Below are 25,904 nucleotides of genomic sequence, written 5' to 3'. Positions count from 1 at the left end.
GCCCGAAGCCCGAAGCCCGAAGCCCGAAGCCCGAAGCCCGAAGCCCGAAGCCCGAAGCCCGGGACCCACAACCAGGATGAGGACCATGCTGACACTGACCGAACGCCTGGGGCCGATCGAGGCGAGCGCCGCCCTCGACACCCTGACCCTCGACTACGAGACCCGTACCCGCGGGCGCTTCAAGGCCACCACCGACGGTGGCCGCGAGGTCGGGGTCTTCCTCGACCGCGGCCCCGTGCTGCGACACGACGACGGCCTGACCGGCGAGGACGGCCGGACGATCCGCATTCAGGCCGCCGTGGAGCCGGTGGTCACCGCGCGGATCGAGGCGGGCCTGCCGCTGGCGCGGCTGAGCTATCACCTGGGCAACCGCCACGTGCAGCTGGCGATCGGGGCCGATGCGGATTCTACCGGTCAGGGCTGGGTGCGTTTCCCGCCGGATCACGTGCTGGAAGAACTGGCCGAGCGCCTGGGTGCGTGCCTCGAGCACCACGAAGCCTCCTTCGATCCCGAGCCCGGCGCCTATGCGCGGGCCGGGGAGGGCGGCCATCACCACCATCATCACGGGCATCATCACGGTCATGATCATGCCCACTGAGTCGACCGACGATCTGGCGCTGCTGGGTTTGATGCAGCTGGTCAGCCCGGCGCTGCCGATCGGTGCCTTCGCCTGGTCCCAGGGCCTGGAAAGCGCCTTCGAGCTCGACTGGGTGCGCGGCGAGGACGATCTCGGCGAGTGGCTGGAAGGCGTGCTCGACGACGGCCTCTCGCGCTGCGAGCTGCCGGTGCTGGCGCGCTTCATGGCGGCCTGGGCCGAGGACGACGTCGAGGCGCTCGAGCACTGGAACACCTGGCTCGCCGCCACCCGCGAGACCGCCGAGCTCGCCGCCGAGGAGGCGCGTCTCGGAGCCGCCCTGACGCGGCTGGTCACGAGCCTCGGGCTGACGCCGGCCGAGCCGTCTCGCCTCACCGGCATGGGCTACGTCGGCGTCTTCGCCTGGCTGGCGCTGGCCCGGGGCGTGACGCCGCGCCAGGCGCTGCTCGGCTTCGCCTGGGCCTGGCTCGAGAACCAGCTCGCCGTGGCCTGCAAGGCGCTGCCGCTCGGCCACACCGCCGCCCAGCGCCTGATCGAGCGCCTGCGCCCGTCGCTGGTGGCGGCGACGGACGCGGCCCTCGAGTACGACGACAACGAACTCGGGCCGATGCTGCCCGGCCTGGCGCTGGCCAGCGCCCAGCACGAGACCCAGTACTCGCGGTTGTTTCGCAGCTAGCAGGCGACCGCTGGTGAACCACCTTGCGTGGCCGCTGGCGCGAGGGCCGAGACGACGCGGTCGGCCTTCAGGGAAGAAGGCCGAGGAAAGCAAGGCACAGGGATGTGCCGTCTTTCCGACCGCGAGAGGCCGGCCGGAGGGCCAGGGTTTCGGCCGCGTGGCGTGGTGAATCCAGCGCGTCGCCGGCACTGAAAACCGATTCAGTAATAGTAAGAGGAGAGACACATGACCCATTGCCTGCGTATCGGCGTCGGTGGCCCGGTGGGCTCCGGCAAGACGGCGCTGCTCAAGCAGCTGTGCCGGGCCCTGCGCGATCACTACGATATCGCCGTGGTCACCAACGACATCTACACCCGCGAGGACGCCGACTTCCTGACCCGCCACGAGGCACTGCCGGCGGATCGCATCCTCGGCGTCGAGACCGGCGGCTGCCCGCACACCGCCATCCGCGAGGACGCCTCCATGAACCTCGCCGCCATCGACGACCTCCAGGCGCGCCACCCCAAGCTCGAGCTGGTGCTGGTCGAGTCCGGCGGCGACAACCTGTCGGCGACCTTCAGCCCCGAGCTCTCGGACCTCACGCTCTACGTGATCGACGTCTCCGCCGGCGACAAGATCCCGCGCAAGGGCGGGCCGGGCATCACCAAGTCGGACCTGCTGATCATCAACAAGATCGACATCGCCGAGCAGGTGCACGCCTCGCTGGCGGTGATGGAGCGCGACGCCAAGATGATGCGCGGCGAGCGGCCCTTCGTGTTCACCAACCTGCACGATGGCGTCGGCCTCGAGGAGATCATCGCCTTCATCCTCGACCGCGGCATGCTGCCGGAGCGCCGGCCCCGGCACGCGGACGCAGACTGATCGTCACCAATGCCACGTTCGTCGGGGACAAGGCAAAGCGAGGGTCCTACGCCATGGATGGCGTCGGTAGCGCCCAGGGAAGGGTTTACAGCGCCCTCGCTGGTCTTGGCGCCGGACGAGCGTCATATCTGCAAGCCACTCTGATTATCACGGCAAGGAGATCGCCATGAAACTGTCATCCCTCGTTCGCTCGCGCGCCCTGGGCGCCGCGTCCCTGTTGCTGATGGCCGGCAACGCCTGGGCCCATCCCGGCCATGAGGTCGCCGGCGGCGGCTTCGCGGCGGGCTTGACCCATCCGCTGTTCGGCCTCGACCACCTGCTGGCGATGCTGGCCATCGGTCTGTTCAGCATGCGTCAGTCGGCCTCCATGGGCCGTCTGGTGCCGCTGCTGGCGGTGGCCGGCATGCTGCTGGGCGCCGGACTTGGCTGGGCCGGGATGGCGCTGCCGGGCGTCGAGTTCGGTATCGCCCTGAGCGTGCTGCTGGCCGGCGTGATGGTCGCCGCCCTGGCGCGGGTGCCCGCGGCGCTGGGCAGCGTCGCCGTGGTCGCCTTCATGGTCTTTCACGGCCATGCCCATGCCGCCGAGATGCCCCACGGCGCCAGCACCCTGCTGTATCTGGCCGGCTTCAGCCTGGCGACCCTGGCCCTGACCTATGTCGGCCGTCGTGCCTCCGGCTGGCTGATGGCCCGGGAGCAGCGGGTGCTGCGCGGCCTGGGCGCGGTCATCGCCGCCATGGGGGCGATGTTCGCCTTCGGCTGATCGCCAGCCCGCAGGATGTCTTCGCGCCCGGCCTCGTGCCGGGCGCGCTGCGTTAGGCTGCGGTGTTCGGCGCGCTGCGTTAGTGCCGGCCTTCGCGCTATGCTGGCGGCCATGAGCGAGGGCGACGGTGCCCTCGAGGGCCGCCAGGGAGGCGTGAAATGGGGAGCGGGACGAGGAGACGACGGATGTGGGCCTGGATGCTCGGGGCGCTGCTGCTGGTGTGGCTGGCCATGGGCGCCTGGCAGCGCTACAAGCCGCTGCCGGAGAGCGTCGGCCAGGCCCATCCGCTGCGCGTGGCCGAATCGCCGCGGCTGCTGACCGACGAGACCTGGTACGATGCCGCGGGCGAGCGCCATCGCCGCCAGGCGATCTTCGACGAGGCGCTGGCGATGATCGGCCAGGCGCGCCGCCTGGTCGTCGTCGACATGTTCCTGTTCAACGACTTCGCCGGGGCGGCCGACGGGGTCGACTTCCGCCCGCTGTCCGAGGAGCTCACCGAGGCGCTGGTCCGACAGCGGCGCCGCCATCCCGAGTTGCGCGCCATCCTGATCACCGATCCGCTGAACACCCTCTACGGCGGGCTGGAACTCGCCCACTTCGAGCGGCTGCGCGAGGCGGGCGTGGAGGTGGTGATCACCGACCTGCAGCGGCTGCGCGCCTCCAATCCCCTGTGGTCGGGGCTCTGGCAGCTGGGGCCGCGCTGGTTCGGCAATCAGGCGTCCGCCGGCTGGCTGCCCAATGCCCTGGGGCCCGGGGAAGTCACCCTGCGCAGCTATCTGGCGCTGGCCAACGTCAAGGCCAATCACCGCAAGACCCTGGTGGTGGACCAGGGCGACGGTTGGGCGGGGCTGGTGACTTCGGCCAACCCCCACGATGCCAGCAGCCTGCACGGCAACGTGGCGCTGCGCGTCGAGGGCGCGGCGGCCCTCGACCTGCTGGCCTCGGAGCGGGCGGTGGCGGGTTGGTCCGGGGTCACGGTGCCGGGGCCCGCCCCACCGCCCGCCGAGGACGACCCGGGCGGGCCGCGGCTGCAACTGCTGACCGAGGGCGCGATCCGTGATGCGCTGGTGACCGCCGTGGAGCGGGCCGGGGAGGGTGATCGCCTCGACGTGGCGGTGTTCTACCTGGCCCATCGCGAACTGATCGAGGCGCTGGTCGCGGCGCGCCACCGCGGGGTCGAGGTGCGGGTGCTGCTCGACCCCAATCGCGAGGCCTTCGGCATCGACAAGGGCGGCATTCCCAACCGCCCGGTGGCCGAGGAACTGGTCGCCGCCGGCATACCGGTGCGCTGGTGCGCGACCCGCGGCGAGCAGTGCCACACCAAGCTGCTGCTTCGCCGCCCCGCCGACGGGAGTGAGGTCGAGCTGATCCTCGGCTCGGCCAACTTCACCCGCCGCAACCTCGATGACCTGAACCTGGAGACCAGCCTGCGACTGCTCGGCCCGCCGAGCCTGACGGCGCTGGCCGACGCCGAGGCATTCTTCGCCCGGCGCTGGCACTCCACGCCGGAGCGCACCACCAGCCGTCCTTATGTCGAGTCGGACGGTGTGGGGCGGCTGGCCCATTGGCGCTATCGGTTGATGGAGGCCACCGGGCTCTCGACCTTCTAGGCATTGTCTGAAAAGTCGACGAGCGAAGGCTAGACAAGGCAAAAATTAGCGAAAAGCCGGAGTTTACGGGGTGTAAATGAGGACTTTGAGATGATTTTTAACGCGGTATAGCCGAGCGCAGACGGTTTTCAGATATTGCCTAGTCCACGTGGGTGACCGCCTGGTGCCGCGAATCCAGGTGCCAGGGCAGGCCCAGGCGGGCATTGCGTTCCAGTTCGGCGATCACCTGGGCGCCGAGCAACAGGATGATGGCGCCGGCCTCGAGGGTCAGCAGCACCACGATCAGGGTCGCCAGTGAGCCGTAGACCGCGTTGACGAACGACAGGTGGGCGAAGTAGTAGATCAGCAGCAGTCGGGCGCCCTCCCACAGCAGGGCGGCGACGAAGCCGCCCACCAGCGCGCGGCGCAGCGCCACCTTGACCACCGGCATGACCTTGTAGATGGCGCTGAACAGCAGGAAGACGCCGGCGAAGCTGGTCAGGTTCAGCGCGGTACGGGAGAGGCCCGCCAGCGGTAGCTCGCGACCCAGCAGCGCCATCCACAGCGTATTGACCGCATCGGCCAGGCTGACCAGCAGTGTCAGCCCCATCAGCCCGGCGCCCAGCACCACCATGAAGGCGTAGGGCATCAGCACCGAGACCCACACCGAGCGTCCGGTGTGGGCGTCCGGGGCATGGAAGATCAGCGCCAGGGCGTCTTCCAGCATGCGGAAGGCGAAGGAACTGAACACCAGCAGCACCGGCACGCCGAGCAGCCCGATGGCATCCCGCGAGTCGAGCAGCGAGCGCACGGCATCGAGCAGCACCTCGGCGTGGGCGGGTGCCAGGTGCCGGGCCTGGATGGAGAGCAGCGCGAGCAGATGCTGCTCGTCGACCACCTGGGCGAGCAAGACCACCAGCAGCGCGAACAGCGGCACGATCGACAGCAGGATGTTGTAGCCCACGCCGCCGGCCAGCAGGATGCCGCGATTGCGCAGGAAGGCGCCCAGCACCCGCCAGGCGAAGCGCAGCACACGGCACACGAGCAGCGTAAGACGGTGTCGGTAGGACGGGGCCTGGGCGTCGGACATGGGCAAGCCGGTCGAGAATCTCCCGGCATGATACGCTGACCGAGGCGATTCGCGTCAATCGCCTCGGTCCGCGCGCGAGGAAGGCTCGCCTCGAGGGCGTTTCCCGGGCGTTGGTGGAGGCGCGCGTCATGCTGCGCCATCAGGGTGTATGCTGAATCGACCCATCGTGCAGGGCCCGGGAAGGATTCCTGCCATACTCATCGACCCATGTCGGGAGAAAGCCGATGTCAGACAGTTCCATGCGACAGCTTTTCCAGGACAACCGCGTCAGGGGGCTGGCCATCGTCGCCGTGGTGGCGGTGATCTGGGCGCTGTTCGCCCAGTCCAGTGCCAGCTCCAGCGACGAGGCGCGTGATGCCCTGCAATCGCGCCTGGAAGCGGCCCAGAGCGAGAACGAGGCACTGCAGAGCCAGGTGGCCGAGCAGCAGGCCGCGCAATCCGAGGTCGAGGCGCTCCAGGCGCGGACCGACGAGCTCGAACAGCAGCGCCAGGCCGCCGAGGCCGAACTGGACAGCGTCACCGCCGAGGTGGAGCAGGCCAGGACGCGGCTCGAGGAGGCCAACGCCGCCCTCGACCCGCTGGAGGCCCAGGTGGCCGAGGCCGAGGAGCGGCTCCAGGAGCGCCAGGCGTCCCTGGAGGAGACCCGGCAACAGGCGCAAGAGGCCGCCGAGGCCCTCGACGAAGCCGTGGCGGCACGCGACGAGGCCGTGCAGGCGCGTGAGCAGGCCGAACAGCAGCGTGAGACGCTGGTGGAAGAGGTCGCCGAGCTCGAGCAGCAGCGTGGCGAGATCGAAGCCTCCCTGGCGCCGCTGCGCGACGAGCGAGCAGAGCTGCAAGCCCAGCGAGACGAGGCCAGCAGCGAGCTCGAGACCGTGAAGGCGCAACTTCAGCAGGATCGTGAGGCGCTGGCGGCGCTCGAGGCCGAGGTCGAGGCGCGGGGCCAGCAACTGGCTCAGCTGAAGAGCGAGCTGGCCGGCTGGCGCGATGCCCTCGCCGATCTGGACGCCGAGGTGGCTTCCTCCGTTGAGGCTGGCGGCAAGCCCGCGGCGGCCGTTGACGAGCCGAGCGGCGACGACGAGGCCCAGCCCCAGGGCGGCAAGCCGGCGGCGGCCGTTGACGAGCCGAGCGGCGACGACGAGGCCCAGCCCCAGGGCGGCAAGCCGGCGGCGGCCTCTGACGAGCAGAGCGGCGGCGACGAGTCCCAGAGCCCGGGCGGCGAGCCGGCGGCTCCCGTCGAAGAATCGCCCGAAGGCGAAGGGGCGGCGGATAAGGAGGCCCAGGAGGCCTGAGACCCTTCGTATCCGCATGCGGGGCGCACCGAGGTGCGCCCCGTGTCGTTTCTGGGCAGGCCAGGCGTTGCATCACTCGGTGAGGGGGCGGGTATACTGGCGCCACCCGACCGTCAGGAGGTCGGCCCCAACCGCATGAAGGAGCGAGTCGTGATCGAAGGGGTCAAGCACATCGTCGCCGTGGCGTCCGGCAAGGGCGGGGTCGGCAAGTCCACCGTCACCGTCAACCTGGCCCTGGCCATGGCCGCCGAGGGCTATCGCACGGGCATTCTGGATGCCGACATCCACGGCCCCAGCCAGGCCCGGATGCTCGGGGTCGAGGAGGGCACCCGGCCCGAGGCCGCCGGCGAGCAGCGCATGAAACCGCTGCGTGCCCACGGGCTGCAGGCCATGTCGATGGCCTTCATGGTCGATACCCGCGAGCCCATGGTATGGCGTGGCCCGATGGTGGCCGGCGCCTTTCAGCAGTTGCTGACCCAGACCGCCTGGGACGAGCTGGACGTGCTGTTCGTCGACATGCCCCCGGGGACCGGCGACATCCAGCTGACGCTGGCCCAGAAGGTGCCGGTGGACGGCGCGGTGATCGTGACCACCCCCCAGGACATCGCCCTGCTGGATGCCCGCAAGGGCATCGAGATGTTCCGCAAGGTGAACGTGCCGGTGTTCGGCGTGGTGGAGAACATGAGCCTGCACGTCTGCTCGAATTGCGGGCACAGCGAGCCGATCTTCGGCGAGGGCGGCGGCGAGCGCATCGCCGGGGAGTACGACACCCGGCTGCTGGGCCGATTGCCGTTGACGCTCGCGATCCGCGAACAGGCCGACGGCGGCGAGCCCACCGTGGTCGCCGAGCCGGACGGCGAGGTGACCGCGAGCTTTCGCGCCATGGCGCGTCAGGTGGCCGAGCAGCTCGCCGGCTCGTCGCCGGACGAGGGGCCGGAGATCTCGTTCAGCGATTGAGTCGTTCTATGGCGTGCATCGTGACGCCCGCGCCGGGGGCCGCTATCATGGCGGCCCCCTTTGCATTTTCCTTTCACCCAGCAGGACGACCCATGAGCATCAAATCCGACCACTGGATCCGCCGCATGGCCGAGCGGGAAGGCATGATCGAGCCCTTCGAGGCCGACCAGGTGCGCTATGTGAACGACCGGCGGGTGATCTCCTACGGGACGTCCAGCTACGGCTACGACGTGCGCTGCGCCGACGAGTTCAAGGTGTTCACCAACATCCACTCGGCGGTGGTCGACCCCAAGGGCTTCGACGACAAGAGCTTCGTCGACATCAAGGGCGATGTCTGCGTGATCCCGCCCAACTCCTTCGCCCTGGCGCGCACCGTGGAATACTTCCGCATCCCGCGCAGCGTGCTGACCATCTGCCTGGGCAAGTCGACCTACGCGCGTTGCGGCATCATCGTCAACGTCACGCCGCTGGAGCCGGAGTGGGAAGGGCACGTGACCCTGGAGTTCTCCAACACCACCAACCTGCCGGCCAAGATCTACGCCAACGAGGGCGTGGCCCAGATGCTGTTCCTGGAGTCCGACGAGGTCTGCGCGACCTCCTACAAGGACCGCGGCGGCAAGTATATGGGGCAGCGGGGCGTGACCCTGCCGCGGACCTGAGAAAGCGTCGATTGGCGGCTGCGCTTGCTGACCCACACGGGAGTGGGAAACGCGTTGGTTCGTCAGGAACGAACCTAGCCCTCCCGGCCGCCGGCGGTGCCGGTACGCCGGCCCGATCGGAATCCTCATGCCGCAGGCTACCCTCCGGTTGACTCGGAACCTGCGGTTCCTCGCCCCTTCGGGGTCATCCTCCGGATGTCTGTCGCTTCGCTCGGTTCTGCGCTCCGGCGGCACCCAGCCTGCCATCGCTCGCTGCGCAAATCGCTGGCTTTCTCGAGTTTGGGACGCCACCTCGAAAACAGAAGACCCCGAAGGTTTCGTCTTCGGGGTCTTCTGTTGCTTTCGGCGATTTCAGGCTATCGACTGGCCGCTTGCAGCTTACTCCTCGATATCCTCGTCCAGCTCCTCGGCCGCGTCGGCGTGGGACATGCGCAGGCCCTGCTCCGGCAGCGGCATGCCGTCGAAGCGGGCGCCGCCGTCGGCGAACTGCAGGCGGCCTTCGAGGCACCACTTCACGGCGATCGGGTAGATCAGGTGCTCGCGAGCGTGGACCTTGGCCTTGAGGCTGTCCTCGGTCTCGCCCTCGGCCACCTCGACCGCGGCCTGCAGCAGCACCGGGCCGCCGTCGAGCTCCTCGGTGACGAAGTGCACGCTGCAGCCGTGCTCGGCGACGCCGTCGGCCAGCGCCCGGGCATGGGTGTGCAGGCCCTGGTAAGCCGGCAGCAACGAGGGATGGATATTGATCAGCCGGCCGAGGAAGCGTTGCACGAAGCGCGGCGAGAGGATGCGCATGAAACCGGCCAGCACCACCAGGTCGGGCTCGTGGCGCTCGATGACCTTGATCAGGGCGCCGTCGTAGGCCTCGCGGCTGTCGTACTCGCGATGGGGCAGGGCGACGGCGTCGATGCCCGCCTCGCGGGCACGCTTGAGGCCGTAGGCGTCGGCCTGGTTGGAGATCACCGCGACGATCTCGCCGCCCAGGCGGTCATGGCCCTGCTCGTCGATCAGCGCCTGGAGGTTGCTGCCGTTGCCGGAGATCAGCACCACCACCCGCCGAGCCTCGGCGGGCTCGGGGGTGAAGTCCTGCAGGGTATCGCTGGTGTAGCCGGTCTCGCTCATGCCTTCAGGTTCTCCAGCTGGACCGCCTCGTCGCCCTCGCCGCGGGCGACGATCTCGCCGATGCGGTGCACGGTCTCGCCGAGGCCCTGCAGGTGAGCGCGGGCCTGATCGGCCTTGTCCGCCGGCACCGCCAGCACCATGCCGATGCCGCAGTTGAGCACGCGGAACATCTCCGTTTCCTCGACGTTGCCCTGCCGCTGCAGCCAGTCGAACACCGCCGGGCGCTCCCAGCTGGCCACGTCGATGCGGGCCGCCGCGCCTTCCGGCAGTACGCGCGGCAGGTTCTCGGTGAGGCCGCCGCCGGTGATGTGCGACAGGGCGTGCACCGGCACGTCGGTCTCCTTGATCAGCGACAGCAGCGGCTTGACGTAGATGCGGGTCGGCGCGAGCAGCGCCTCGCCCAGCGGCTGGCCGTCGAGGGCGGTGTCCAGGGAGGCCTCGGAGACCTCAAGGATCTTGCGGATCAGCGAGTAGCCGTTGGAGTGGGGGCCGGAAGAGGCCATGCCCAGCAGCACGTCGCCCTCGGCGACCCGGCTGCCGTCGAGGATCTCGTCCTTCTCCACCACGCCGACGCAGAAGCCGGCCAGGTCGTAGTCGCTGCCGTCGTACATGCCGGGCATCTCGGCGGTTTCGCCGCCGACCAGGGCGCAACCGGCCTGCTCGCAGCCCTCGCCGATGCCGGTCACCACGTCGGCGGCGATGTCCACGTCGAGCTTGCCCGTGGCATAGTAGTCGAGGAACAGCAGCGGCTCGGCGCCGGCCACCACCAGGTCGTTGACGCACATGGCCACCAGGTCGATGCCGATGGTGTCGTGGCGACCCAGGTCCATGGCCAGGCGCAGCTTGGTGCCCACGCCGTCGGTGCCGGTGACCAGTACCGGCTCGCGGTAGCCGCTGGGCAGCTGGCACAGGGCGCCGAAGCCGCCCAGCCCGCCCATCACCTCGGGGCGGGTGGTGCGCTTGGCGACGCCCTTGATGCGGTCGACCAGGGCGTTGCCGGCATCGATGTCGACCCCGGCGTCCTTGTAGCTGAGGGAGGCGCCGCTCGGGCGGTTGGTGGAATCGGTCATGACCTGTCCTGTCTGAACATTGCGATCGATGCAGCCCGGCGTCGTCGGTGCCGCCGGGCTGGGCAAGATGGGGCGTGAATTGTAGCATCACCACGCACGGCTCGCACCGCCGTGCCGGGCATCACACAGGGAGAGCGAGATGCGCAGACAGGGGTGGATCCTGGCCGTCACGGCGGCGGTGGGACTGTGGTTCTTCATCAGCATCGAGCCGGTGCTGATGCCTTTCTTCGTCAGCATGGTGCTGGCCTACCTGGGCGACCCGCTGGCCGACCGCCTGGAAGACATGGGGCTGTCACGCCGGCTGTCGGTAGCGGTGGTGTTCCTGCTGCTGACGCTGGTCATCGTGCTGACCCTGCTGCTGGTGATCCCGCTGCTGGGCCGCCAACTAGGCCAGCTGATCGAGCTGTTGCCGGCGGCGCTGGACTGGGTGCAGACCCGGGTGCTGCCCGAGATTCGCAGCCTGACCGGGATCGATCTCGGCACCGACTTCGACCAGCTGCGCCAGGCGCTGCTCGACAACTGGCGCGAGACCGGTACCTTCGCTGCTACCCTGCTGGCCAAGGTCTCCCAGTCGGGGCTGGCGCTGGCGGCCTGGGTGGGCAACCTGGCGCTGATTCCGGTGGTGACCTTCTACCTGCTGCTCGACTGGGACATCCTGGTGGCCAAGGTGCGGGCCTCGCTGCCGCGCCACTGGGAGCCGGCGACGGTGCGCCTGGCTGGGGAGTGCGACGAGGTGCTGGCCGCCTTCCTGCGCGGCCAGCTGATCGTGATGCTGTGCCTGGGCGTCATCTACGCCGTGGGTCTGACCCTGCTGGGCATCAAGTTCGGCTTGCTGATCGGGCTGCTGTCCGGCCTGGCCAGCATCGTCCCCTACCTGGGGGTGATCGTCGGCATCAGCGTGGCCGGCCTGGTGACCTTCTTCCAGTTCGGCGACTGGCTGATGCTGCTCGCCGTGGGCGGGGTCTTCGGCTTCGGCCAGCTGGTGGAGAGCACGGTGCTGCAGCCCAAGCTGCTCGGCGACAAGATCGGCCTGCATCCGGTGGCGGTGATCTTCGCGGTGCTGGCGGGCGGCCAGCTGTTCGGCTTCACCGGCATCCTGCTGGCGCTGCCGGTGGCCGCCGTGGTGATGGTGGTGTTGCGTTATCTCCACGAGCATTATAAAAACAGCACTCTTTACGATACCGGCCGCCTGCCCCAGGACGAGGAGTCGCCATGAGTCGAGCACCCGCGCAGCTGCCGCTGGGCGTGGGGCTGCGCGACGACGCCACCTTCGCCAACTTCCACCCCGGACCGAGCGCCCCGCTGGTCGATCGCCTCCAGCACCAGCTGGACGACGACGGCGAACCCTTCCTCTACCTATGGGGAGGCGACGGCGTGGGCCGCAGCCACCTGCTGCAGGCGGCCTGCCATGCCGCCTCGGATCGTGATCGGCGTGCGCTCTACCTGCCACTCGAAGAACTCGGCCACTTCCCGCCGCTGATGCTGGAGGAGGTGGAGCGCCTCGACCTGGTGGCCATCGACGACCTCGAGCGGGTGATGGGCCGCAAGCGCTGGGAGGAGGCGCTGTTCCACGCCTTCAACCGCCTGCGCGACGAGGGCAAGCGGCTGGTGATCGCCGCCGAGGCGCCGCCGCGTCAACTGGCCGTGAAACTCCCCGACCTGGCCTCGCGGCTGACCTGGGGCATGACCTTCCACGTCCAGGGGCTGGATGACGACGGCCGGCTGGCCGCCCTGCAGCTCCGCGCGCGGGTGCGCGGCATGCAGTTGCCGGACGAGGTGGCGCGCTACATCCTGCATCGCGGGCCGCGCCGGCTCGACGCGCTGTTCGAGGCCCTGGAGACGCTCGACCGGGCCTCGCTCTCCGCCCAGCGCAAGCTGACCATTCCCTTCGTCAAGCAGGCGCTGGGCTGGTAGGAGACGCGGGAGGGGCCTAGAGAAGGGCCACGCTCATTGCTGCTGGCCGCAAAGCCACTCGGTGTCGAAGCGGAAGGCGTTGAGGACGTCGTCCTGGGTGAAGCCGTGGCTTTCCAGGGTGTCCTGCCAGGCCTGGGTGTTGCGGTAGTCGAGCAGCACCTCGTCGAAGGCGTCGCGCAGGGTCGTGGCGTCCTGGGGGAAGGCGAAGGCCCCCCAGCTGCGCACGAAGTCCCCGTCGATCTTCGGGTCCTCGAAGTTCTGCACCACTTCCACCTCGGCGTTCTGCTCGTCGAGACGGCTCACCGTGAGCCCGGTGCCAGCGTAGGCGTCGGCCCGGTCGTCGAGCAGGGTGTCGATGGCCGCGGCGTTGTCGTCGATGACCACCACCCGGTCGTCCGGGACGCCCAGCGCCGCCATGATGTCGACCTGGGTGGCGCCGCCGAGGACCGCGACGCGAATGTCGTCGCGCTCGGCGAAGTCGGCGTAACCGTTGATCTCGAGCGGGTTGGCGGCGCGCACCAGCAGGCCTTCCCCGTAGGAGGTGTTGGGCGCCGAGAACAGCACTCGGCGGCAGCGCTCGGGGCGCACCGCCATTTCGGCGGCGGCCATGTCGAAGCGGCCTTCCTCGAGGCCGGGGATCAGGTCGCCGAAGGCGGTCACCACCCACTCGATGTCGTCGATGCCGAGCTCGCCGAGGACGTGGCGCGCCACCTCGGGGCCGGGTCCTTGTCCCTGGCCGTCGTCGTCCAGATAGCCGTAGGGCACTTCGTTGGCCACTGCGACGCGGATGCTGCCCCGTTCCCGCAGTTCGTCCAGGCTGGCCGCCTGCGAGGCGCCTGCGACGGCCAGGGCCAGGGGAAGCGCCCACCCGGCCAGCGAGGCGCGAGCGACGCCGTGCATGCTCCGTTCCATGTCGTCTCTCCCGGTCCGGGCCCGCGACCCCAGAGCGTCGCGAGCATCGTCTTCAGGGTAGAAGTCCGGCCCGGGAGGCGCCATCGGGGCGCTCAGCGGCTCAGCTGCACCTCGCGGTGCTGGCCATCGGCCAGCGAGACCTGGTGGATGACGACACGTCGACGACCGCTGTCGGGGTCGACCAGGCTGCCGGAAACATAGAAGTTGCCGGACGGCAGGCCGCGCAGCACGAAATAGCCGTCGGCGTCGGTACGGGTGGTGTGGGTATAGGCGCGGGCCCGGGGATCGGCGGGCTCCACGGCGCGCCCGGCGAGGGCCTGCTCGGCGGCCTCGGCGGAATAGGTGGTCACCGGCGCCACCGAGACGGTCTCGCCGCCGCCGGCCACGGTGCCGGAGGCGGTGTCCAGCGTCAGGCGGCCGCTGAGCGCGGCGCTGCCGGTCTTCTCCAGGGCGGCATACTGCTCGGCGGGGAAGGCGACCTGGCGCGGCACGCGTCCGTCCGGCGATGGCGTGGTCTCCGGCGCTCGTTCGCCGATGTCGATGACCTCGGCAGGATCGCCGCGGCGCGTCACGCCTTCGGGCGGCAGCATCTGGCAGCCGGTGAGGATCAGACCCATCAGGATGGGCAGGTAGGGGTGTTTCATCGCACTCTCCCGTGAGGGTTGGCCCTGTGCGGGGAGAGAGCTTAACGCATATGGCAAACGAAAGGGGCCACCGCCTTGGCGGTGGCCCCTTCGCAGCGGCGAGTCGCGGTCAGGCTTGCTTGGCCGCCTTGGTGGCGGTCTCGGTCGCTTGCTTGACGTTCTCTTCGGTCAGTTTCTGGCTCTGCTGCACGAAGTCCTGCTGCAGGGACACGACCTTCTCGGCATCGCCCTTGAAGCGCTCGGTCAGGTCCTTGGCAATCTTCTGCTGGCCTTCCATGTAGCTGCGCAGGCCCTCGGCGTCCTTGACGTCGAGCAGGGCGCGGAGCTGGGCCAGGCCGGTCTCGGTGTAGGCGCGTCCGGCCTCGAGCTGGGCGTTGGTCAGCTTCTCGGCGAAGTCCACGGACAGGCCGGCGTAGGCACGGGCCGGGCCGAAGAAGAGGGATTCGAACTGCTCGGTGAACTGCTTGGTGTCGAAGTTTTGCATCGTGTTCGCCTCCTGTGATGGCGTCCGTCTCGAAGGCCTGGGCGGGAGTGCCGATGCCTTCTCTCGTCTGTTGCACTGCACAATAGCAGTGGTTTTTGTGCAGTGCAACATCGTCACGCACATTTTCTTTCCCGCTTTTCCTTCCCCCGCTAGCGGCGCGCCTTGCAAGAGGCCGGCGGCGGCACCATGGTGAGGAAGACACCCATCCGGAGGAGCCGAACATGAGCGAGCACCGCATCGAGCGCGACAGCATGGGCGAACTGGAGGTGCCGGCGGATGCCCTGTATGGCGCCCAGACCCAGCGGGCGGTGAACAACTTCCCGGTGTCCGGCCAGGCGATGCCGTCGCGCTTCATCCATGCCATTGCGCGGATCAAGCTGGCGGCGGCCCGGGTCAACCGTGACCTGGGGCTGCTGGATGAGGCGCGGGCCGAGGCGATCGTGGCCTCCGCCGAGGCGGTGATCGCCGGTGAGCACGACGACCAGTTCCCGGTGGACGTCTTCCAGACCGGCTCGGGCACCTCGAGCAACATGAACGTCAACGAGGTGATCGCCCGCCTGGCCAGCCGAGACGACCTGGCGGTGGGGCCCAACGACCACGTCAACATGGGCCAGTCGAGCAACGACGTCATTCCCACCGCGCTGCACCTGTCGGCGGCCCTGGAGGTGACCCGCGAGCTGCGCCCGGCGCTGGTCCACCTGCACGAGACCATCGACGTGCGGGCCAGCGAGCTCGATGGCGTGGTCAAGACCGGCCGCACCCATCTGATGGACGCCATGCCGCTGCGCCTGAGCCAGGAGCTCGGCGGCTGGTCGAGCCAGGTAGGGCAGGCCATCGAGCGTTTCGACGGCGCCATGGTGAGACTGTGCCGGCTGGCCCAGGGCGGTACGGCCGTGGGCACCGGTATCAACGCCCATCCCGAGTTCGCCGAGCGGATGGCCCGCGACCTGAGCCAGCAGACGGGGCTTTCGCTGTCACCCAACGACAGCTTCTTCGCCAGCCTCGGTAGCCAGGACGCCGCCGTCGAGCTGTCCGGCCAGCTCAGGGGGCTGGCCTGCGTGATCATGAAGATCGCCAACGACCTGCGCTGGATGAACTCCGGCCCGCTGGCGGGGCTCGGCGAGATCGAGCTTCAGGCGCTGCAGCCCGGCAGCTCGATCATGCCGGGCAAGGTCAACCCGGTGATTCCGGAGTCTGCCGCCCAGGCCGCGGCCCAGGTCATCGGCCTCGACGCCGCGGTGACCGTGGCCGGCCAGAGCGGCAACTTCCAGCTCAACGTCATGCTGCCGCTGGTGGCCCACAACCTGCTGACCTCGATCACCCTGATGCGCAACACCGCCTGGCTGCTGGCTAATCGCGCCATCGCCACCTTCAAGGTGCGCGAGGAGCAGCTGCGCGAGCCGCTGTCGCGCAACCCCATCCTGGTCACCGCGCTCAATTCGGTGATCGGCTACGATGCCGCCGCGGCCATCGCCAAGCAGGCCTACCAGGCGGGGCGGCCGATCCTCGACGTGGCCGAGGAACAGACCGACCTCGACCGTGCGGAACTCGAACGCCTGCTGGATCCGGCGGCGCTGACCCGGGGCGGGATTCCCGGCTAGCCCGCTCGCCGGTAACGCCCGGGAACGCGTCAATCGTCCTGCTCGCGCTCCCGGGCTTCCTCCACGGTGTCCCGGGCGTCACGGTGCTCCTCGGTCGTCGCCGTCGGATTGTCATGCTCGTCGGCCCGCGAGGGGCGATAGCAGAGCGTGGCGAGGATCGGGAAATGATCCGAGCCGAAGCGCGGCAGGCGCCGCATGCACCCGAGCGTGAAGTGCTCACTGGCGAAGACGTGGTCGAGGGGCCAGCGCAGCAGGGCGTGCCGGGCATGGAAGGTGCTGAACATGCCGCGCCCCCGGCGCGGGTCGAGCATGCCGCTGACCCGACAGAACAGCCGGGTACTGCGCGACCAGGCCACGTCGTTGAGATCCCCCGCCACCACGGTGGGCGCCGGGTCCTGATGGATCAGCTTGGCGACCAGCATCAGCTCGCCGTCCCGCCACAGCGATTCCTCGCTCTCGCTGGGCGCCGGCGGCCGAGGGTGCAGGGCATGGAAGCGGATGCGGTCGCCGCTGGCGAGCTCGATGCCGCAATGGATGGAGGGAATGTCGTCCTGGATCAGCCACTTGACCTCGGGCTCGATGAGCGGCCGTCGTGAATAGAGGTGCATGCCGTAGAGGTTGTTCAGGGGGACGCGCACGGCATGCGGCCAGTCGTCGCCGAGCCCCTCGTCGAGGCGCTGCCCCCACCAGTTATCGGATTCCAGGGTCAGGATCAGGTCGGGATCCTGGTCGCGGATGATCGCCAGCAGGGCGTCGCTGTGGCGGTTGGGCGTCAGCACGTTGGCGACCAGCAGCGACAGGCAGCGATCCGGGCGGTCGCCCCTGGCGGCCTTCACCTGGACGGGCCACAGCGGGGTCCAGGGCAGCACGTAGCGCAGCTGCAGGGCGAACACGGCGCCGCCGATGGCGGCGACCCAGGGGGTCTGGCTCGGCTCGGCCAGGGGAGAGGCGAGGGCGCAGGCGGCGCCGCCAAGCGCGATCTGCAGGCGAGGAAACTCGCAGGCGCGCAGCCACCACCAGTGCCCGGGGACCCGGGCGATCAGGCTGGCCAGCAGCAGTGTGGCGGCGATGGCGCCGAGTAGCCATCCGAACATCGGTATCGCCTCCAGCGTGATGCGTCGTAGGGGCGCGTCGCGCGCCCGCGGTTGATGTGGTTGACCTTGCCCCGGGAGGCCGCCCCGGGGCTGTCGTGTTGGTCACGGCCGGGTAAGGCCTATGGCCAGCGTCTTGACGACGGCAGGAGAGCCAGGCGGCTAGATCACCTTGCGGCGCAGCAGGCCGGTCACCGCTTCACCGACCAGCACCAGGGCGATGATAGCGGTCAGGATGGTCGCGACGGTAGGCCAGGCGAAGGTATCAATGGAGCCCTGAAGGATGACCCCGATGCCACCGGCGCCCACCAGCCCCAGCACCGTGGATTCGCGGATGTTGATGTCCCAGCGCAGGATGACGATGGCGAAGAAGGCCGGCATCACCTGGGGCACCACCGCATAGGCGATCACCTTGGCCTTGGAGGCGCCGGTGGCCTCCATGGCCTCGACCGGGCGGCGGTCGATCTCCTCGATGGCCTCGCCCATCAGTTTGCCGATAAAGCCGATCGAACGGAACATGATGGCCAATATCCCCGCGAGCACCCCGGGGCCGAAGATCGCCACGAACAGCAGCGCCCAGATGATGGTGTTCACCGAGCGGCTGGAGACCAGGATGAAGCGCCCCAGCCACAGGCAGGCGCGGTTGGGCGTGGTGTTCTGGGCGGCGATGTAGGAGACCGGAATGGCGATGAAGATGGTCAGCATGGTCGCCAGGGTGGCGATGTGCACCGTCTCGATCATCGCATCGACGATCTCGCCAAGCCGGCTCGGGTCCGGTGGCCACATGCGCGCGCCGAGGCTCGAGATCTGGTTGGGCGCGTCCCACACCCAGGGCCAGAAGATATCGATGTCGCTGACGGCCCAGATCACCAACATCAGGGTCGCCAGCATCACGCCGTAGCGGATCAGCTGTTGTCTGGGGTTGTGCCGTCGCCAGACGCGTTCGGCCAAGAGGTTGGCATCGTCTACCATATTTTCTTCCTTACCCAGCCGCTGACGCCTTCACTGGCGAGGATCACCGCGATGATCACCAGCAGGATGGCGAAGGCGAAGTCATAGTCGTAGCGCCCGAAGGCGTTCATCAGGGTGCTGCCGATGCCGCCGGCGCCCACGATCCCCACTACCGCGGAGGCGCGCAGATTGCTGTCGAGCTGATACATGGAGAGCCCTACCTGGCGGGGCAGAATCTGCGGGAACACGGCATAGAAGAGTGTCGCCAGGTAGCCAGCGCCGGTGGATCGCATGGCCTCCACCTGTCCCCAGTCGATCTCCTCGATCTCCTCGGCGAGCAGCTTGCCGACGAAGCCAATGGAATAGAGGGTCAAGGTCAGGATACCCGCAAGCGGCCCGAAGCCTACCGCCGCCACGAACAGGATGGCGACGATCACGGGGTGGAAGCTGCGCGAGACGATGATCACCGCGCGCCCCAGCAGGTAGATCGGCAGGGGAGCAACGTTGCGGGCCGCCATCACCGCGAAGGGCACCGACAGCAGTACCCCGAGCAGGGTCGCCAGGATGGCAATCTGCAGGCTCTCGGTGAAGCCGGTGAGCAACAGATCGAAGCGCGACAGGCTCGGCGGGAAGCCGCCGCCGAAGATGCGCGCCGCCCGCGGCAGGCCTTCGCTGATGCGTTCCCAGTTGAAGGGCAGGGTGCCCAGCGCCCAGACCAGGTAGATCGCCAGTACCGCCAGCAGGCCATAGCGCACCAGCGGGTTGGCGATGAAGGGGGGCTTGCGCCAGGTGCGTGGCGGCGCGGGCGTCTCGCGGTCAGGCCTGGCCATCTCGCACCTCCTCCGCGGCGGTTGGCGCGGGCGTGTCGTCCGGCGCCTCGATGCCGCCGTAGATGGCGTCCAGGGCCTCCTTGTCGAAGTCCGCGGGGGCACCGTCGAAGATCATGGTGCCGTGGCGCAGCCCGACGATACGGTCGGTGTAGGTCCTGGCCTGGGCCACGTTGTGGATGTTGATCAACACCGGCAGCGACAGCTCGCTCGCCAGGCTTTGCAGCAGCACCATGATCTGCTCGGAGGTGCGTGGGTCCAGCGAGGCCGTGGGCTCGTCGGCGAGCAGTACCTCGGGCTCCTGCATCAGCGCTCGTACCACGCCCACGCGTTGGCGCTCGCCGCCGGATAGTTCGTCGGCACGCTTGTTGGCGTAGTGGGCGATGCCAACGCGTTCCATCAGCACGAAGGCGCGCTCGATGTCCGCGCTCGGATAGCGGCGAGTGATGGCCTGGAAGAGGTTGACGTAGCCGAGCCGCCCGGCGAGGACGTTCTCCATCACGGTGAGGCGATCGATCAGGTTGAAGCCCTGGAAGACCATGCCGATCTTGCGTCTCGCACGGCGCAGCTCGGTATGGCGCAGCGTGACCAGTTCGGTGCCGTTGAGCTTGATCGAGCCCGAGGTGGGCTCCACCAGGCGGTTGATGCAGCGTAGCATGGTGCTCTTGCCGGCGCCGGAGGCGCCCACGATCGAGACGACGCTGTTGCCTTCCACGGTCAGGTCGAGCCCCTTGAGAACCGGCTCGTCGCGGCCGTAGCGCTTGATCAGGTGGGATATCTCTAGCATGTGGGGTCCGTCGAGAAAGGGTCACCAAGACGACGGCGCCGGCCTTCCGGGAAGGCCGGCGCCGCGGAGTCGCGAAGGTTACTGGAGGTTGTCGGGGGTGTACTCGACGCCGTTGGCATTCTGGATGGTCCGGATGACCTTCCAGTTGTCCTGATAGTTGATGGGGATGAACTTCTCGACGCCCTCGAACTCCTCGCCGAGCTCGGTGCCCGTGAAGTCGAAGCTGAAGAAGGCCTCCTCGATCTTGTCGACCAGGTCCGGGTGGAGGTCATGGGCGTAGTTGTAGGAGGTGGTCGGGAAGCTGTCGGACTCGTAGATGATCTTCACGTCTTCCGGGTCATAGAGGCCACGAGCGGCCATGCGTTCGACCACTTCCGAGGCCACCGGGGCGGCGTCGTAGTCCTGGGCCACCACGCCGAGCATCGATTGGTCGTGGCTGCCCGAATACACCACTTCATAGTCGTCGCCGGGGACGATGCCCATTTCCGGGAACAGCGCCCGCGGGGCCTGGTTGCCGGAGTTGGAGGTCGGGGAGGTATGGGCGACCCGCTTGCCCTCGAGGTCCGCCATCTCGTCGATGCCGGAATCGACATGAGTGTAGAGCTGCAGGGTGTAGCCGAAGCGCCCATCATCAGAGCCCATCAGTGCAAAGGGCACCGCCCCTGCGAGGTTGACGGCGAAGGGCGTCGGGCCAGTGGAGAAGCCGGCGATGTGCAGGCGGCCGCTGCGCATGGCCTCGACCTGAGCCGAGTTGGACTGCACCGCGAAGAAGCGCACGTCGCGCTCGGTCACCTCCTCGAGGTGCTCGATGAACGGCTGCCAGATGTCGGAATAGATGGCCGGATCCTCGACCGGGGTATAGGCGAAGATCAGGGTGTCGGGGTTGGCCCAATCCGATTCGTCGTCGGGGCGGTCGGCGACCATGTCGCCATTCTTGTCGCAGTAGATCTCGGCCAGCGCGCCGCGTTCGCATTCGTCCTGCGCCTGGGCCTGGCCCGCCAGCAGGGCTAGCGGCAGCAGCGTGGAGAGGGCGAGGGGCGCGAGCGGAAAGGTGCCGGATCGGGCGGAAGCGTGGATCATGGCGTGCCTCACGATTATTGTTCTGACGTATTGTGTGTTGTTGTATGTTCGGATATCGACATCGATGTTTCGTCGATGATTGAATCCGAATATCCACTCCCAATCTAGGGTTTGCCACGAAACCATGTCAACTACTTTCCCTGCTGCCGTGGGCTGGCGGAATCGCTATCTACTGATGCGTCATGGCCACAGCCAGGCCAATCAGGAGGGGCGCATCATCAGCACGCCGTCGCGCGGCCTGATGGGATTCGGCCTGTCGCCTCGAGGCTGGGCCCAGCTCGAGGCCTTGCTGGCCGACTGGCGCTGGGCGAGCCCTCGGCGCATCCTGCATTCGGACTTCCGACGCACCGCCGAGACGGCCGGACGAATCGCCACGCATTTCGGCCTGACGCTCACCGCCGATCCCCGACTACGGGAGCGCCATTTCGGCGAGCTCGAGGGCGATAGCGATGCTCGCTACGCCGAGGTTTGGGCCCGGGACGCCCGCGATCCGGGGCGGCGTCAGGCCGGCGTCGAGCCGGTCACCGAGGTGGCGGCCCGCATGCGGGCCGTGATCGACGAACTGGAGCGCCATCACCGGGGCGAGACGATCCTGTTGGTGAGCCACGGTGACCCGTTGCAGATCCTGCTGACCGACCTTGAGGGGCGTGCGTTGAGCCGCCATCGGGAGCGGGAGCCCTTGGCCCCGGCCAGTGTCACGCCGCTTCCCGCCTCCCCATAAGCCGGGGTGGCGGGGCGGCGCTCCATGCGATCGGTTCAGGCGGTGTGGGGTTGCGGTGCCGTGGCAGGGTGCGTGGCCGCGAGATAGTCGGCCAGCCGCTGTTGCTGGCCCGCGGTGAGGCGTAACGCCAGCTTGGTGCGTCGCCACAGGATGTCTTCGACGCCGCGCGCCCACTCCCGCTGGACCAGGTAGTCGACCTCGGCGGCGGTCAGGCCCGCCCCGAAGGCCTCGCCCAGGGCCGCCTGGGTGTCGCGGCCGTCGAGGAAGGTCCGGCACAGGGTGCCGTAGGTGCGGGCGAGGCGCCTCGTCTGGTCGGGCGTCAGGTAGGGGTAGTCGGCCTGCAGCCGCTGTCGGAACGCGTCCTGGTCGTCGATATCGCCGCCGGGGAGTGGCGCGTCTGCCGTCCATGGGGCGCCCATGGGGGGAAGGTGTGGGGCGAGGCTCGCCAGCGCCGCCTCGGCGAGCTTGCGATAGGTGGTGATCTTGCCGCCGAACACCGACAGCAGCGGCGCGCCGTCGGTATCGAGGTCCAGGGTGTAGTCACGGGTCATGGCCGAGGGCTCGGCGGACTCGTCATCACACAGCGGGCGTACGCCGGAATAGGTGCGGATGACATCGCCACGGGTCAGCGGCGTGGTGAAGTGTTCGTTCACGACCTTCAACAGGTAGTCGATCTCCTCCTCGCTTGCCTCGACCCCGGCGGGGTCCCCCCGGTAACGGCGATCGGTGGTGCCGATCAGGCTGAAGTGCTCTTCATAGGGCAGCACGAAGACGATTCGCTGATCGGTGTTCTGCAGGATATAGGCGCGATCGTCGGCGTTGCGCCGGGGCACGATGAGGTGGCTGCCCTGGATCATGCGCACGCCGTAGCGAGCGGTGCGAGGCGTCATGCCACGGATCACGTTCTCCACCCAGGGGCCCGAGGCGTTGATCAGGGTGCGAGCGTAGCGGGTGAAGCGTGCGCCACTGGCCTGATCCTCGAGCTCGATCTCCCAGTGTCCGTTGATCTCGCGTGCGCCGACGCAGCGTGTGCCTACCATGATGTCGGCGCCGTGCTCCCGAGCCTGGATGGCGTTCAGCACGACCAGTCGGGCATCGTCCACCCAGCAGTCCGAATATTCGAAGCCTCGAGACAGGTCGCTCGACAGCCCGAGCTCGGGCCCCAGTCGCAGGCCGCGGGACGCCGGCAGACGCCGGCGCTTGCCGAGATGGTCGTAGAGGAACAGCCCGGCACGTAGCATCCAGGCCGGGCGCAAATGAGAGCGATGGGGCAGGATGAAACGCAGCGGCCAGATGATATGGGGCGCCTTGGCGAGCAGGATCTCGCGTTCGCGAAGCGCCTCGCGGACCAGTCGAAACTCGTGGTGCTCCAGATAACGCAGGCCGCCATGGATCAGCTTGCTGCTGGCGGAGGAGGTGGCGCTGGCCAGGTCCGCCTGTTCGCAGAGGCCGACCGAGAGACCGCGGCCGGCCGCATCGGCGGCGATGCCGGCACCGTTGATGCCGCCGCCGATCACGAAGAGGTCCAGGAGTTCGGGAGAAGTCGCCATGTCACGCTCCGGTAGGCACGGGGCCGTAGGGTGTTGTCGGTGATGATCGAAAACGAAAATATAGTATTTGAAATCGAACATCAAGCGGCCATGCATCGCCCGGCGTGGGGGCTTGGAGAGGGTGGGGCGGGCAGGCGGGGCCGGTTCAGGCCAGGTGCAGGGCGACGTCGTGCTCGCGCAGCAGATCGCGGATGCGCTCGGAGGGTTGGCGATCGGTGAACAGGGCGTCGAGCTGGGCCAGGTTGCCCTGGCGAACGACCGGGTTGCGCTGGAACTTGGAGTGGTCGGCGGCCAGGAACACCTGGCGGGAATTGTGGATGATGGCCTGGGCGACGCGCACTTCCTGATAGTCGAACTCGAGCAGCGAGCCATCCTCGTCGATGCCGCTGATGCCGATGATGCCGAAGTCGACCTTGAACTGGTTGATGAAGTCGATGGTGGCCTCGCCGATGATGCCGCCGTCCCGGGAGCGGACCTGGCCGCCGGCGACGATCACGTTGAAGTCCTCCTTGCGCTGTAGGATCGCGGCCACGTTGAGGTTGTTGGTGATCACCTCGAGGCCGTGATGGTCCAGCAGCGCCTCGGCCACTACCTCGTTGCTGGTGCCGATGTTGATGAACAGCGAGGCGTGGTCGGGAACATGGCGGGCGAGCAGGGTCGCGATGCGCTGCTTGGCCTCCAGGTTGAGGCTCTTGCGCATCGAGTAGGCGGTATTGACCGTGCTGGATTCGAGGCCGGCCCCGCCGTGAACGCGCCGCAGCTGACCCTCTTCGGAGAGTCGGTTGAGGTCGCGGCGAATCGTCTGTGGGGTGACCGCAAAATGTTCGGTGAGCTGCTCGATGCTGGCGTAGCCCTGGCGACGCACGAGCTCGACGATGCTGTCCTGGCGCTGCTGTGGGGTCATGCTAACTCCTTGATGGCGCGATTCTACGCCAATCCGAGCGCCGTTGCAGCGCGATTCCTGCTGGCCGGGTTGCGCCCAAAGTCGTAGGCGTCGGGCGCTGTCGTCAATTGAGCGCCCTCTGCCAGTAGCGTAGTCTTTTGATCATAAGCGAACATCGTAGTCGTGAAAAACGAAAGTGCTTCTCCTAACCCACGATACCAGGATGCTTCCTCATGGCCTCTTACCTGCTTGCCATCGACCAGGGCACGACCAGTTCCCGGGCGATCCTCTTCGATCGCGGGGGGCGCAGCGTGGCGACGGCCCAGCGCGAGTTTCCCCAGCACTTTCCCGCCGACGGTTGGGTCGAGCATGATCCCGAGGACCTCTGGGAGAGCGTGATCGCGAGCTGTCGCGAGGTGATCGCCGGGCAGGGGCTTTCGATCGACGATATCGCGGGCATCGGCATCACCAACCAGCGAGAGACGACCCTGCTGTGGGATCGCGAGACCGGCGAGCCGCTCTATAACGCCATCGTGTGGCAGGACCGGCGCACCGCCGATCATTGCCAGGCGTTGCGGGAGGCCGGCCATGGCGAATTGGTCCAGGCGCGCACCGGCTTGTTGATCGACCCCTATTTCTCGGCGACCAAGCTCGCCTGGCTGCTCGACAACGTCGAGGGGGCGAGGGAGCGGGCGGCGCGCGGCGAGCTGGCGTTCGGCACCGTCGATACCTTCCTGATCTGGCGTCTCACCGGCGGCCGGGTGCATGCCACGGATGCCACCAACGCCTCGCGCACGGCGCTGTTCGACATCCATGCGCAGCGCTGGGATCCGGAGCTCCTGGCGCTGTTCGACATTCCGGCGAACCTGCTGCCCGAGGTGCGGGATTCCAGCGATGACTTCGGGATGGCCCGTCCGGAGTTCCTGGGGGGCGAGCTGCCGATCGCCGGGGTCGCCGGCGATCAACAGGCGGCGTTGGTCGGCCAGGCCTGCTTCTCGCCGGGGATGGGCAAGAGCACCTACGGCACCGGCTGCTTCATGATCGTCAATACCGGCGAGCGTCCCGAGGTGTCACGTAATCGGCTGCTGACCACGGTCGGCTATCGGCTCGATGGCGTGCCGACCTATGCCATGGAAGGCAGCATCTTCGTCGCCGGGGCCACCGTCCAGTGGCTGCGCGATGGCCTCAAGCTGTTTGCCGATGCCGCCGAGACCGAGACCCTGGCGCGGCAGACCAAGAGTGGCCACAGCGTGTACCTGGTGCCGGCCTTCACCGGGCTCGGCGCCCCGCACTGGGACCCCAAGGCCCGCGGCGCCATCCTCGGCTTGACCCGCGACACCGGCATCGCCGATATCGTGGCCGCCGGGCTGCAGGCGGTGTGCTATCAGACCCGGGACCTGCAGGTGTGCATGAGCGATGACATGAGCACGCCGCCGGGGACCCTGCGGGTGGATGGCGGCATGGTGGGCAACAACTGGGTGATGCAGTTCCTGGCCGACATGCTGGGCGCCCAGGTGGACCGGCCGGGGATTCTCGAGACCACCGCGCTCGGGGCGGCCTACCTGGCCGGCCTGCGCCTGGGCTGGTACCGGGACCTCGACGAGATCGCCGCGCTGTGGCGCTGCGAGCGCAGCTTCTCGCCGGCGATGGACGAGGCCGAGCGCGAGCGCCTGTATCGCGGCTGGCTCGAGGCCGTGGACCGGGTGCGCTGTGCGCCGGACGATTCTGCGCCAACTTGCTGATCCGTCGCGACTTGCCGGTCCCGTCGCCGCAGAAAGGGGTTGCATTTTTCGG

The 25,904-nt window shown here is 68.4% G+C and carries 26 protein-coding genes; 13 read left to right on the top strand and 13 right to left on the bottom strand.

The genetic code is table 11. The features are described 5' to 3' along the window. Window positions 1-85 precede the first annotated feature (85 nt). From ureE to ACXAFN_RS18040, 5 genes are all read left to right on the top strand, one after another. Entirely contained in the window at window positions 86-598 is a 513-nt protein-coding gene (gene ureE, locus ACXAFN_RS18060; RefSeq protein ID WP_474991043.1) for an urease accessory protein UreE, read from the top strand. Next, complete coding sequence (locus ACXAFN_RS18055; RefSeq protein WP_474991041.1) at window positions 588-1,271, top strand: urease accessory protein UreF; 684 nt, start codon at window positions 588-590, stop codon at window positions 1,269-1,271. Before ureE ends, ACXAFN_RS18055 begins: the two co-directional genes overlap by 11 nt. Window positions 1,272-1,496: 225 nt before the next feature. Beyond that, entirely contained in the window at window positions 1,497-2,132 is a 636-nt protein-coding gene (ureG, locus tag ACXAFN_RS18050; RefSeq protein WP_474991039.1) for an urease accessory protein UreG, read from the top strand. 166 nt (window positions 2,133-2,298) lie between these two features. Continuing rightward, the gene (locus ACXAFN_RS18045; protein ID WP_474991037.1) at window positions 2,299-2,892 is read left to right on the top strand and encodes a HupE/UreJ family protein; all 594 of its coding nucleotides are present in this window, start codon (window positions 2,299-2,301) and stop codon (window positions 2,890-2,892) included. Window positions 2,893-3,077: 185 nt separating this feature from the next. Further along, window positions 3,078-4,502, top strand: a complete 1,425-nt coding sequence (locus tag ACXAFN_RS18040) for a phospholipase D family protein (RefSeq protein WP_474991035.1) — start codon at window positions 3,078-3,080, stop codon at window positions 4,500-4,502. 139 nt (window positions 4,503-4,641) lie between these two features. Here ACXAFN_RS18040 and ACXAFN_RS18035 read toward each other — a convergent pair whose 3' ends face one another. Next, window positions 4,642-5,571 (bottom strand): YihY/virulence factor BrkB family protein, encoded by a 930-nt coding sequence (locus ACXAFN_RS18035; protein WP_474991034.1) that lies wholly within the window; start codon window positions 5,569-5,571, stop codon window positions 4,642-4,644. 224 nt (window positions 5,572-5,795) lie between these two features. Here ACXAFN_RS18035 and ACXAFN_RS18030 point away from each other — a divergent pair, with 224 nt between their 5' ends. The 3 genes from ACXAFN_RS18030 to dcd all read left to right on the top strand — a co-directional run bounded on the left by ACXAFN_RS18030 (window position 5,796) and on the right by dcd (window position 8,476). Continuing rightward, complete coding sequence (locus ACXAFN_RS18030) at window positions 5,796-6,860, top strand: hypothetical protein (protein ID WP_474991032.1); 1,065 nt, start codon at window positions 5,796-5,798, stop codon at window positions 6,858-6,860. A 135-nt stretch (window positions 6,861-6,995) separates the two neighbouring features. After that, a complete protein-coding gene (gene apbC, locus ACXAFN_RS18025) occupies window positions 6,996-7,817 on the top strand; it encodes an iron-sulfur cluster carrier protein ApbC (protein WP_474991030.1) in 822 nt (273 codons plus the stop codon). Window positions 7,818-7,909: 92 nt separating this feature from the next. Beyond that, the gene (dcd, locus tag ACXAFN_RS18020) at window positions 7,910-8,476 is read left to right on the top strand and encodes a dCTP deaminase (protein WP_126486044.1); all 567 of its coding nucleotides are present in this window, start codon (window positions 7,910-7,912) and stop codon (window positions 8,474-8,476) included. 378 nt (window positions 8,477-8,854) lie between these two features. On the opposite strand, the gene purN is transcribed toward dcd, so the two are convergent. Next, on the bottom strand, window positions 8,855-9,595 hold the full coding sequence (gene purN / locus ACXAFN_RS18015; protein ID WP_474991028.1) for a phosphoribosylglycinamide formyltransferase: 741 nt from the start codon (window positions 9,593-9,595) through the stop codon (window positions 8,855-8,857). Next, the gene (purM, locus tag ACXAFN_RS18010) at window positions 9,592-10,665 is read right to left on the bottom strand and encodes a phosphoribosylformylglycinamidine cyclo-ligase (protein ID WP_474991026.1); all 1,074 of its coding nucleotides are present in this window, start codon (window positions 10,663-10,665) and stop codon (window positions 9,592-9,594) included. The genes purN and purM overlap by 4 nt, the downstream gene beginning before the upstream one ends. A gap of 139 nt (window positions 10,666-10,804) precedes the next feature. On the opposite strand from purM, the gene ACXAFN_RS18005 reads away from it, so the two are divergent. Further along, window positions 10,805-11,881: an AI-2E family transporter gene (locus ACXAFN_RS18005; RefSeq protein WP_474991024.1), complete on the top strand. Its 1,077-nt coding sequence runs from the start codon at window positions 10,805-10,807 to the stop codon at window positions 11,879-11,881. Further along, on the top strand, window positions 11,878-12,579 hold the full coding sequence (gene hda / locus ACXAFN_RS18000) for a DnaA regulatory inactivator Hda (protein WP_474991022.1): 702 nt from the start codon (window positions 11,878-11,880) through the stop codon (window positions 12,577-12,579). The genes ACXAFN_RS18005 and hda overlap by 4 nt, the downstream gene beginning before the upstream one ends. 33 nt (window positions 12,580-12,612) lie before the next feature. Here the strand turns inward: hda and ehuB are convergent, their stop codons facing one another. The 3 genes from ehuB to ACXAFN_RS17985 all read right to left on the bottom strand — a co-directional run bounded on the left by ehuB (window position 12,613) and on the right by ACXAFN_RS17985 (window position 14,619). After that, window positions 12,613-13,491 (bottom strand): ectoine/hydroxyectoine ABC transporter substrate-binding protein EhuB, encoded by an 879-nt coding sequence (gene ehuB, locus ACXAFN_RS17995; RefSeq protein WP_474991020.1) that lies wholly within the window; start codon window positions 13,489-13,491, stop codon window positions 12,613-12,615. A 92-nt stretch (window positions 13,492-13,583) separates the two neighbouring features. Beyond that, the gene (locus tag ACXAFN_RS17990) at window positions 13,584-14,135 is read right to left on the bottom strand and encodes a carboxypeptidase-like regulatory domain-containing protein (RefSeq protein WP_474991019.1); all 552 of its coding nucleotides are present in this window, start codon (window positions 14,133-14,135) and stop codon (window positions 13,584-13,586) included. 109 nt (window positions 14,136-14,244) lie between these two features. Further along, entirely contained in the window at window positions 14,245-14,619 is a 375-nt protein-coding gene (locus tag ACXAFN_RS17985; RefSeq protein WP_474991017.1) for a phasin family protein, read from the bottom strand. Window positions 14,620-14,840: 221 nt separating this feature from the next. Between ACXAFN_RS17985 and ACXAFN_RS17980 the strand changes: the two genes are divergently transcribed. Next, a complete protein-coding gene (locus ACXAFN_RS17980) occupies window positions 14,841-16,220 on the top strand; it encodes a class II fumarate hydratase (RefSeq protein WP_474991015.1) in 1,380 nt (459 codons plus the stop codon). A 29-nt stretch (window positions 16,221-16,249) separates the two neighbouring features. Here the strand turns inward: ACXAFN_RS17980 and ACXAFN_RS17975 are convergent, their stop codons facing one another. The 5 genes from ACXAFN_RS17975 to phnD all read right to left on the bottom strand — a co-directional run bounded on the left by ACXAFN_RS17975 (window position 16,250) and on the right by phnD (window position 20,956). After that, complete coding sequence (locus tag ACXAFN_RS17975; protein ID WP_474991013.1) at window positions 16,250-17,314, bottom strand: endonuclease/exonuclease/phosphatase family protein; 1,065 nt, start codon at window positions 17,312-17,314, stop codon at window positions 16,250-16,252. 159 nt (window positions 17,315-17,473) lie between these two features. Beyond that, on the bottom strand, window positions 17,474-18,283 hold the full coding sequence (gene phnE / locus ACXAFN_RS17970) for a phosphonate ABC transporter, permease protein PhnE (protein WP_474991011.1): 810 nt from the start codon (window positions 18,281-18,283) through the stop codon (window positions 17,474-17,476). Further along, entirely contained in the window at window positions 18,277-19,092 is an 816-nt protein-coding gene (gene phnE / locus ACXAFN_RS17965) for a phosphonate ABC transporter, permease protein PhnE (RefSeq protein ID WP_474991010.1), read from the bottom strand. Before phnE (ACXAFN_RS17965) ends, phnE (ACXAFN_RS17970) begins: the two co-directional genes overlap by 7 nt. Beyond that, a complete protein-coding gene (gene phnC / locus ACXAFN_RS17960) occupies window positions 19,079-19,876 on the bottom strand; it encodes a phosphonate ABC transporter ATP-binding protein (protein ID WP_474991008.1) in 798 nt (265 codons plus the stop codon). Before phnC ends, phnE (ACXAFN_RS17965) begins: the two co-directional genes overlap by 14 nt. A 78-nt stretch (window positions 19,877-19,954) precedes the next feature. Next, window positions 19,955-20,956: a phosphate/phosphite/phosphonate ABC transporter substrate-binding protein gene (gene phnD / locus ACXAFN_RS17955; protein WP_474991006.1), complete on the bottom strand. Its 1,002-nt coding sequence runs from the start codon at window positions 20,954-20,956 to the stop codon at window positions 19,955-19,957. A gap of 124 nt (window positions 20,957-21,080) precedes the next feature. On the opposite strand from phnD, the gene ACXAFN_RS17950 reads away from it, so the two are divergent. Then, window positions 21,081-21,677: a histidine phosphatase family protein gene (locus tag ACXAFN_RS17950; RefSeq protein ID WP_474991004.1), complete on the top strand. Its 597-nt coding sequence runs from the start codon at window positions 21,081-21,083 to the stop codon at window positions 21,675-21,677. Window positions 21,678-21,712: 35 nt separating this feature from the next. Here the strand turns inward: ACXAFN_RS17950 and glpD are convergent, their stop codons facing one another. Both glpD and ACXAFN_RS17940 read right to left on the bottom strand, forming a co-directional pair. After that, window positions 21,713-23,227, bottom strand: coding sequence for a glycerol-3-phosphate dehydrogenase (gene glpD, locus ACXAFN_RS17945; protein ID WP_474991002.1), 1,515 nt, complete (start codon window positions 23,225-23,227; stop codon window positions 21,713-21,715). Window positions 23,228-23,372: 145 nt separating this feature from the next. Continuing rightward, the gene (locus ACXAFN_RS17940; RefSeq protein ID WP_474991000.1) at window positions 23,373-24,131 is read right to left on the bottom strand and encodes a DeoR/GlpR family transcriptional regulator; all 759 of its coding nucleotides are present in this window, start codon (window positions 24,129-24,131) and stop codon (window positions 23,373-23,375) included. A gap of 212 nt (window positions 24,132-24,343) precedes the next feature. Here ACXAFN_RS17940 and glpK point away from each other — a divergent pair, with 212 nt between their 5' ends. Continuing rightward, window positions 24,344-25,852, top strand: a complete 1,509-nt coding sequence (gene glpK / locus ACXAFN_RS17935) for a glycerol kinase GlpK (RefSeq protein ID WP_474990998.1) — start codon at window positions 24,344-24,346, stop codon at window positions 25,850-25,852. Window positions 25,853-25,904: the final 52 nt, after the last annotated feature.

It is taken from the genome of Halomonas sp. ABH4_019 (assembly GCF_056159885.1).
This window is presented reverse-complemented; position numbering and strand designations above follow the sequence as displayed.

What these genes read in the sequence shown, in the direction of transcription:
- ureE (WP_474991043.1), top strand. Translation starts at nt 86, where the DNA reads ATGCTGACACTGACCGAACGCCTGGGGCCGATCGAGGCGAGCGCCGCC.
- ACXAFN_RS18055 (WP_474991041.1), top strand. Translation starts at nt 588, where the DNA reads ATGCCCACTGAGTCGACCGACGATCTGGCGCTGCTGGGTTTGATGCAG.
- ureG (WP_474991039.1), top strand. Translation starts at nt 1,497, where the DNA reads ATGACCCATTGCCTGCGTATCGGCGTCGGTGGCCCGGTGGGCTCCGGC.
- ACXAFN_RS18045 (WP_474991037.1), top strand. Translation starts at nt 2,299, where the DNA reads ATGAAACTGTCATCCCTCGTTCGCTCGCGCGCCCTGGGCGCCGCGTCC.
- ACXAFN_RS18040 (WP_474991035.1), top strand. Translation starts at nt 3,078, where the DNA reads ATGTGGGCCTGGATGCTCGGGGCGCTGCTGCTGGTGTGGCTGGCCATG.
- ACXAFN_RS18035 (WP_474991034.1), bottom strand. Translation starts at nt 5,571, where the DNA reads ATGTCCGACGCCCAGGCCCCGTCCTACCGACACCGTCTTACGCTGCTC.
- ACXAFN_RS18030 (WP_474991032.1), top strand. Translation starts at nt 5,796, where the DNA reads ATGTCAGACAGTTCCATGCGACAGCTTTTCCAGGACAACCGCGTCAGG.
- apbC (WP_474991030.1), top strand. Translation starts at nt 6,996, where the DNA reads ATGAAGGAGCGAGTCGTGATCGAAGGGGTCAAGCACATCGTCGCCGTG.
- dcd (WP_126486044.1), top strand. Translation starts at nt 7,910, where the DNA reads ATGAGCATCAAATCCGACCACTGGATCCGCCGCATGGCCGAGCGGGAA.
- purN (WP_474991028.1), bottom strand. Translation starts at nt 9,595, where the DNA reads ATGAGCGAGACCGGCTACACCAGCGATACCCTGCAGGACTTCACCCCC.
- purM (WP_474991026.1), bottom strand. Translation starts at nt 10,665, where the DNA reads ATGACCGATTCCACCAACCGCCCGAGCGGCGCCTCCCTCAGCTACAAG.
- ACXAFN_RS18005 (WP_474991024.1), top strand. Translation starts at nt 10,805, where the DNA reads ATGCGCAGACAGGGGTGGATCCTGGCCGTCACGGCGGCGGTGGGACTG.
- hda (WP_474991022.1), top strand. Translation starts at nt 11,878, where the DNA reads ATGAGTCGAGCACCCGCGCAGCTGCCGCTGGGCGTGGGGCTGCGCGAC.
- ehuB (WP_474991020.1), bottom strand. Translation starts at nt 13,491, where the DNA reads ATGGAACGGAGCATGCACGGCGTCGCTCGCGCCTCGCTGGCCGGGTGG.
- ACXAFN_RS17990 (WP_474991019.1), bottom strand. Translation starts at nt 14,135, where the DNA reads ATGAAACACCCCTACCTGCCCATCCTGATGGGTCTGATCCTCACCGGC.
- ACXAFN_RS17985 (WP_474991017.1), bottom strand. Translation starts at nt 14,619, where the DNA reads ATGCAAAACTTCGACACCAAGCAGTTCACCGAGCAGTTCGAATCCCTC.
- ACXAFN_RS17980 (WP_474991015.1), top strand. Translation starts at nt 14,841, where the DNA reads ATGAGCGAGCACCGCATCGAGCGCGACAGCATGGGCGAACTGGAGGTG.
- ACXAFN_RS17975 (WP_474991013.1), bottom strand. Translation starts at nt 17,314, where the DNA reads ATGTTCGGATGGCTACTCGGCGCCATCGCCGCCACACTGCTGCTGGCC.
- phnE (WP_474991011.1), bottom strand. Translation starts at nt 18,283, where the DNA reads ATGGTAGACGATGCCAACCTCTTGGCCGAACGCGTCTGGCGACGGCAC.
- phnE (WP_474991010.1), bottom strand. Translation starts at nt 19,092, where the DNA reads ATGGCCAGGCCTGACCGCGAGACGCCCGCGCCGCCACGCACCTGGCGC.
- phnC (WP_474991008.1), bottom strand. Translation starts at nt 19,876, where the DNA reads ATGCTAGAGATATCCCACCTGATCAAGCGCTACGGCCGCGACGAGCCG.
- phnD (WP_474991006.1), bottom strand. Translation starts at nt 20,956, where the DNA reads ATGATCCACGCTTCCGCCCGATCCGGCACCTTTCCGCTCGCGCCCCTC.
- ACXAFN_RS17950 (WP_474991004.1), top strand. Translation starts at nt 21,081, where the DNA reads ATGTCAACTACTTTCCCTGCTGCCGTGGGCTGGCGGAATCGCTATCTA.
- glpD (WP_474991002.1), bottom strand. Translation starts at nt 23,227, where the DNA reads ATGGCGACTTCTCCCGAACTCCTGGACCTCTTCGTGATCGGCGGCGGC.
- ACXAFN_RS17940 (WP_474991000.1), bottom strand. Translation starts at nt 24,131, where the DNA reads ATGACCCCACAGCAGCGCCAGGACAGCATCGTCGAGCTCGTGCGTCGC.
- glpK (WP_474990998.1), top strand. Translation starts at nt 24,344, where the DNA reads ATGGCCTCTTACCTGCTTGCCATCGACCAGGGCACGACCAGTTCCCGG.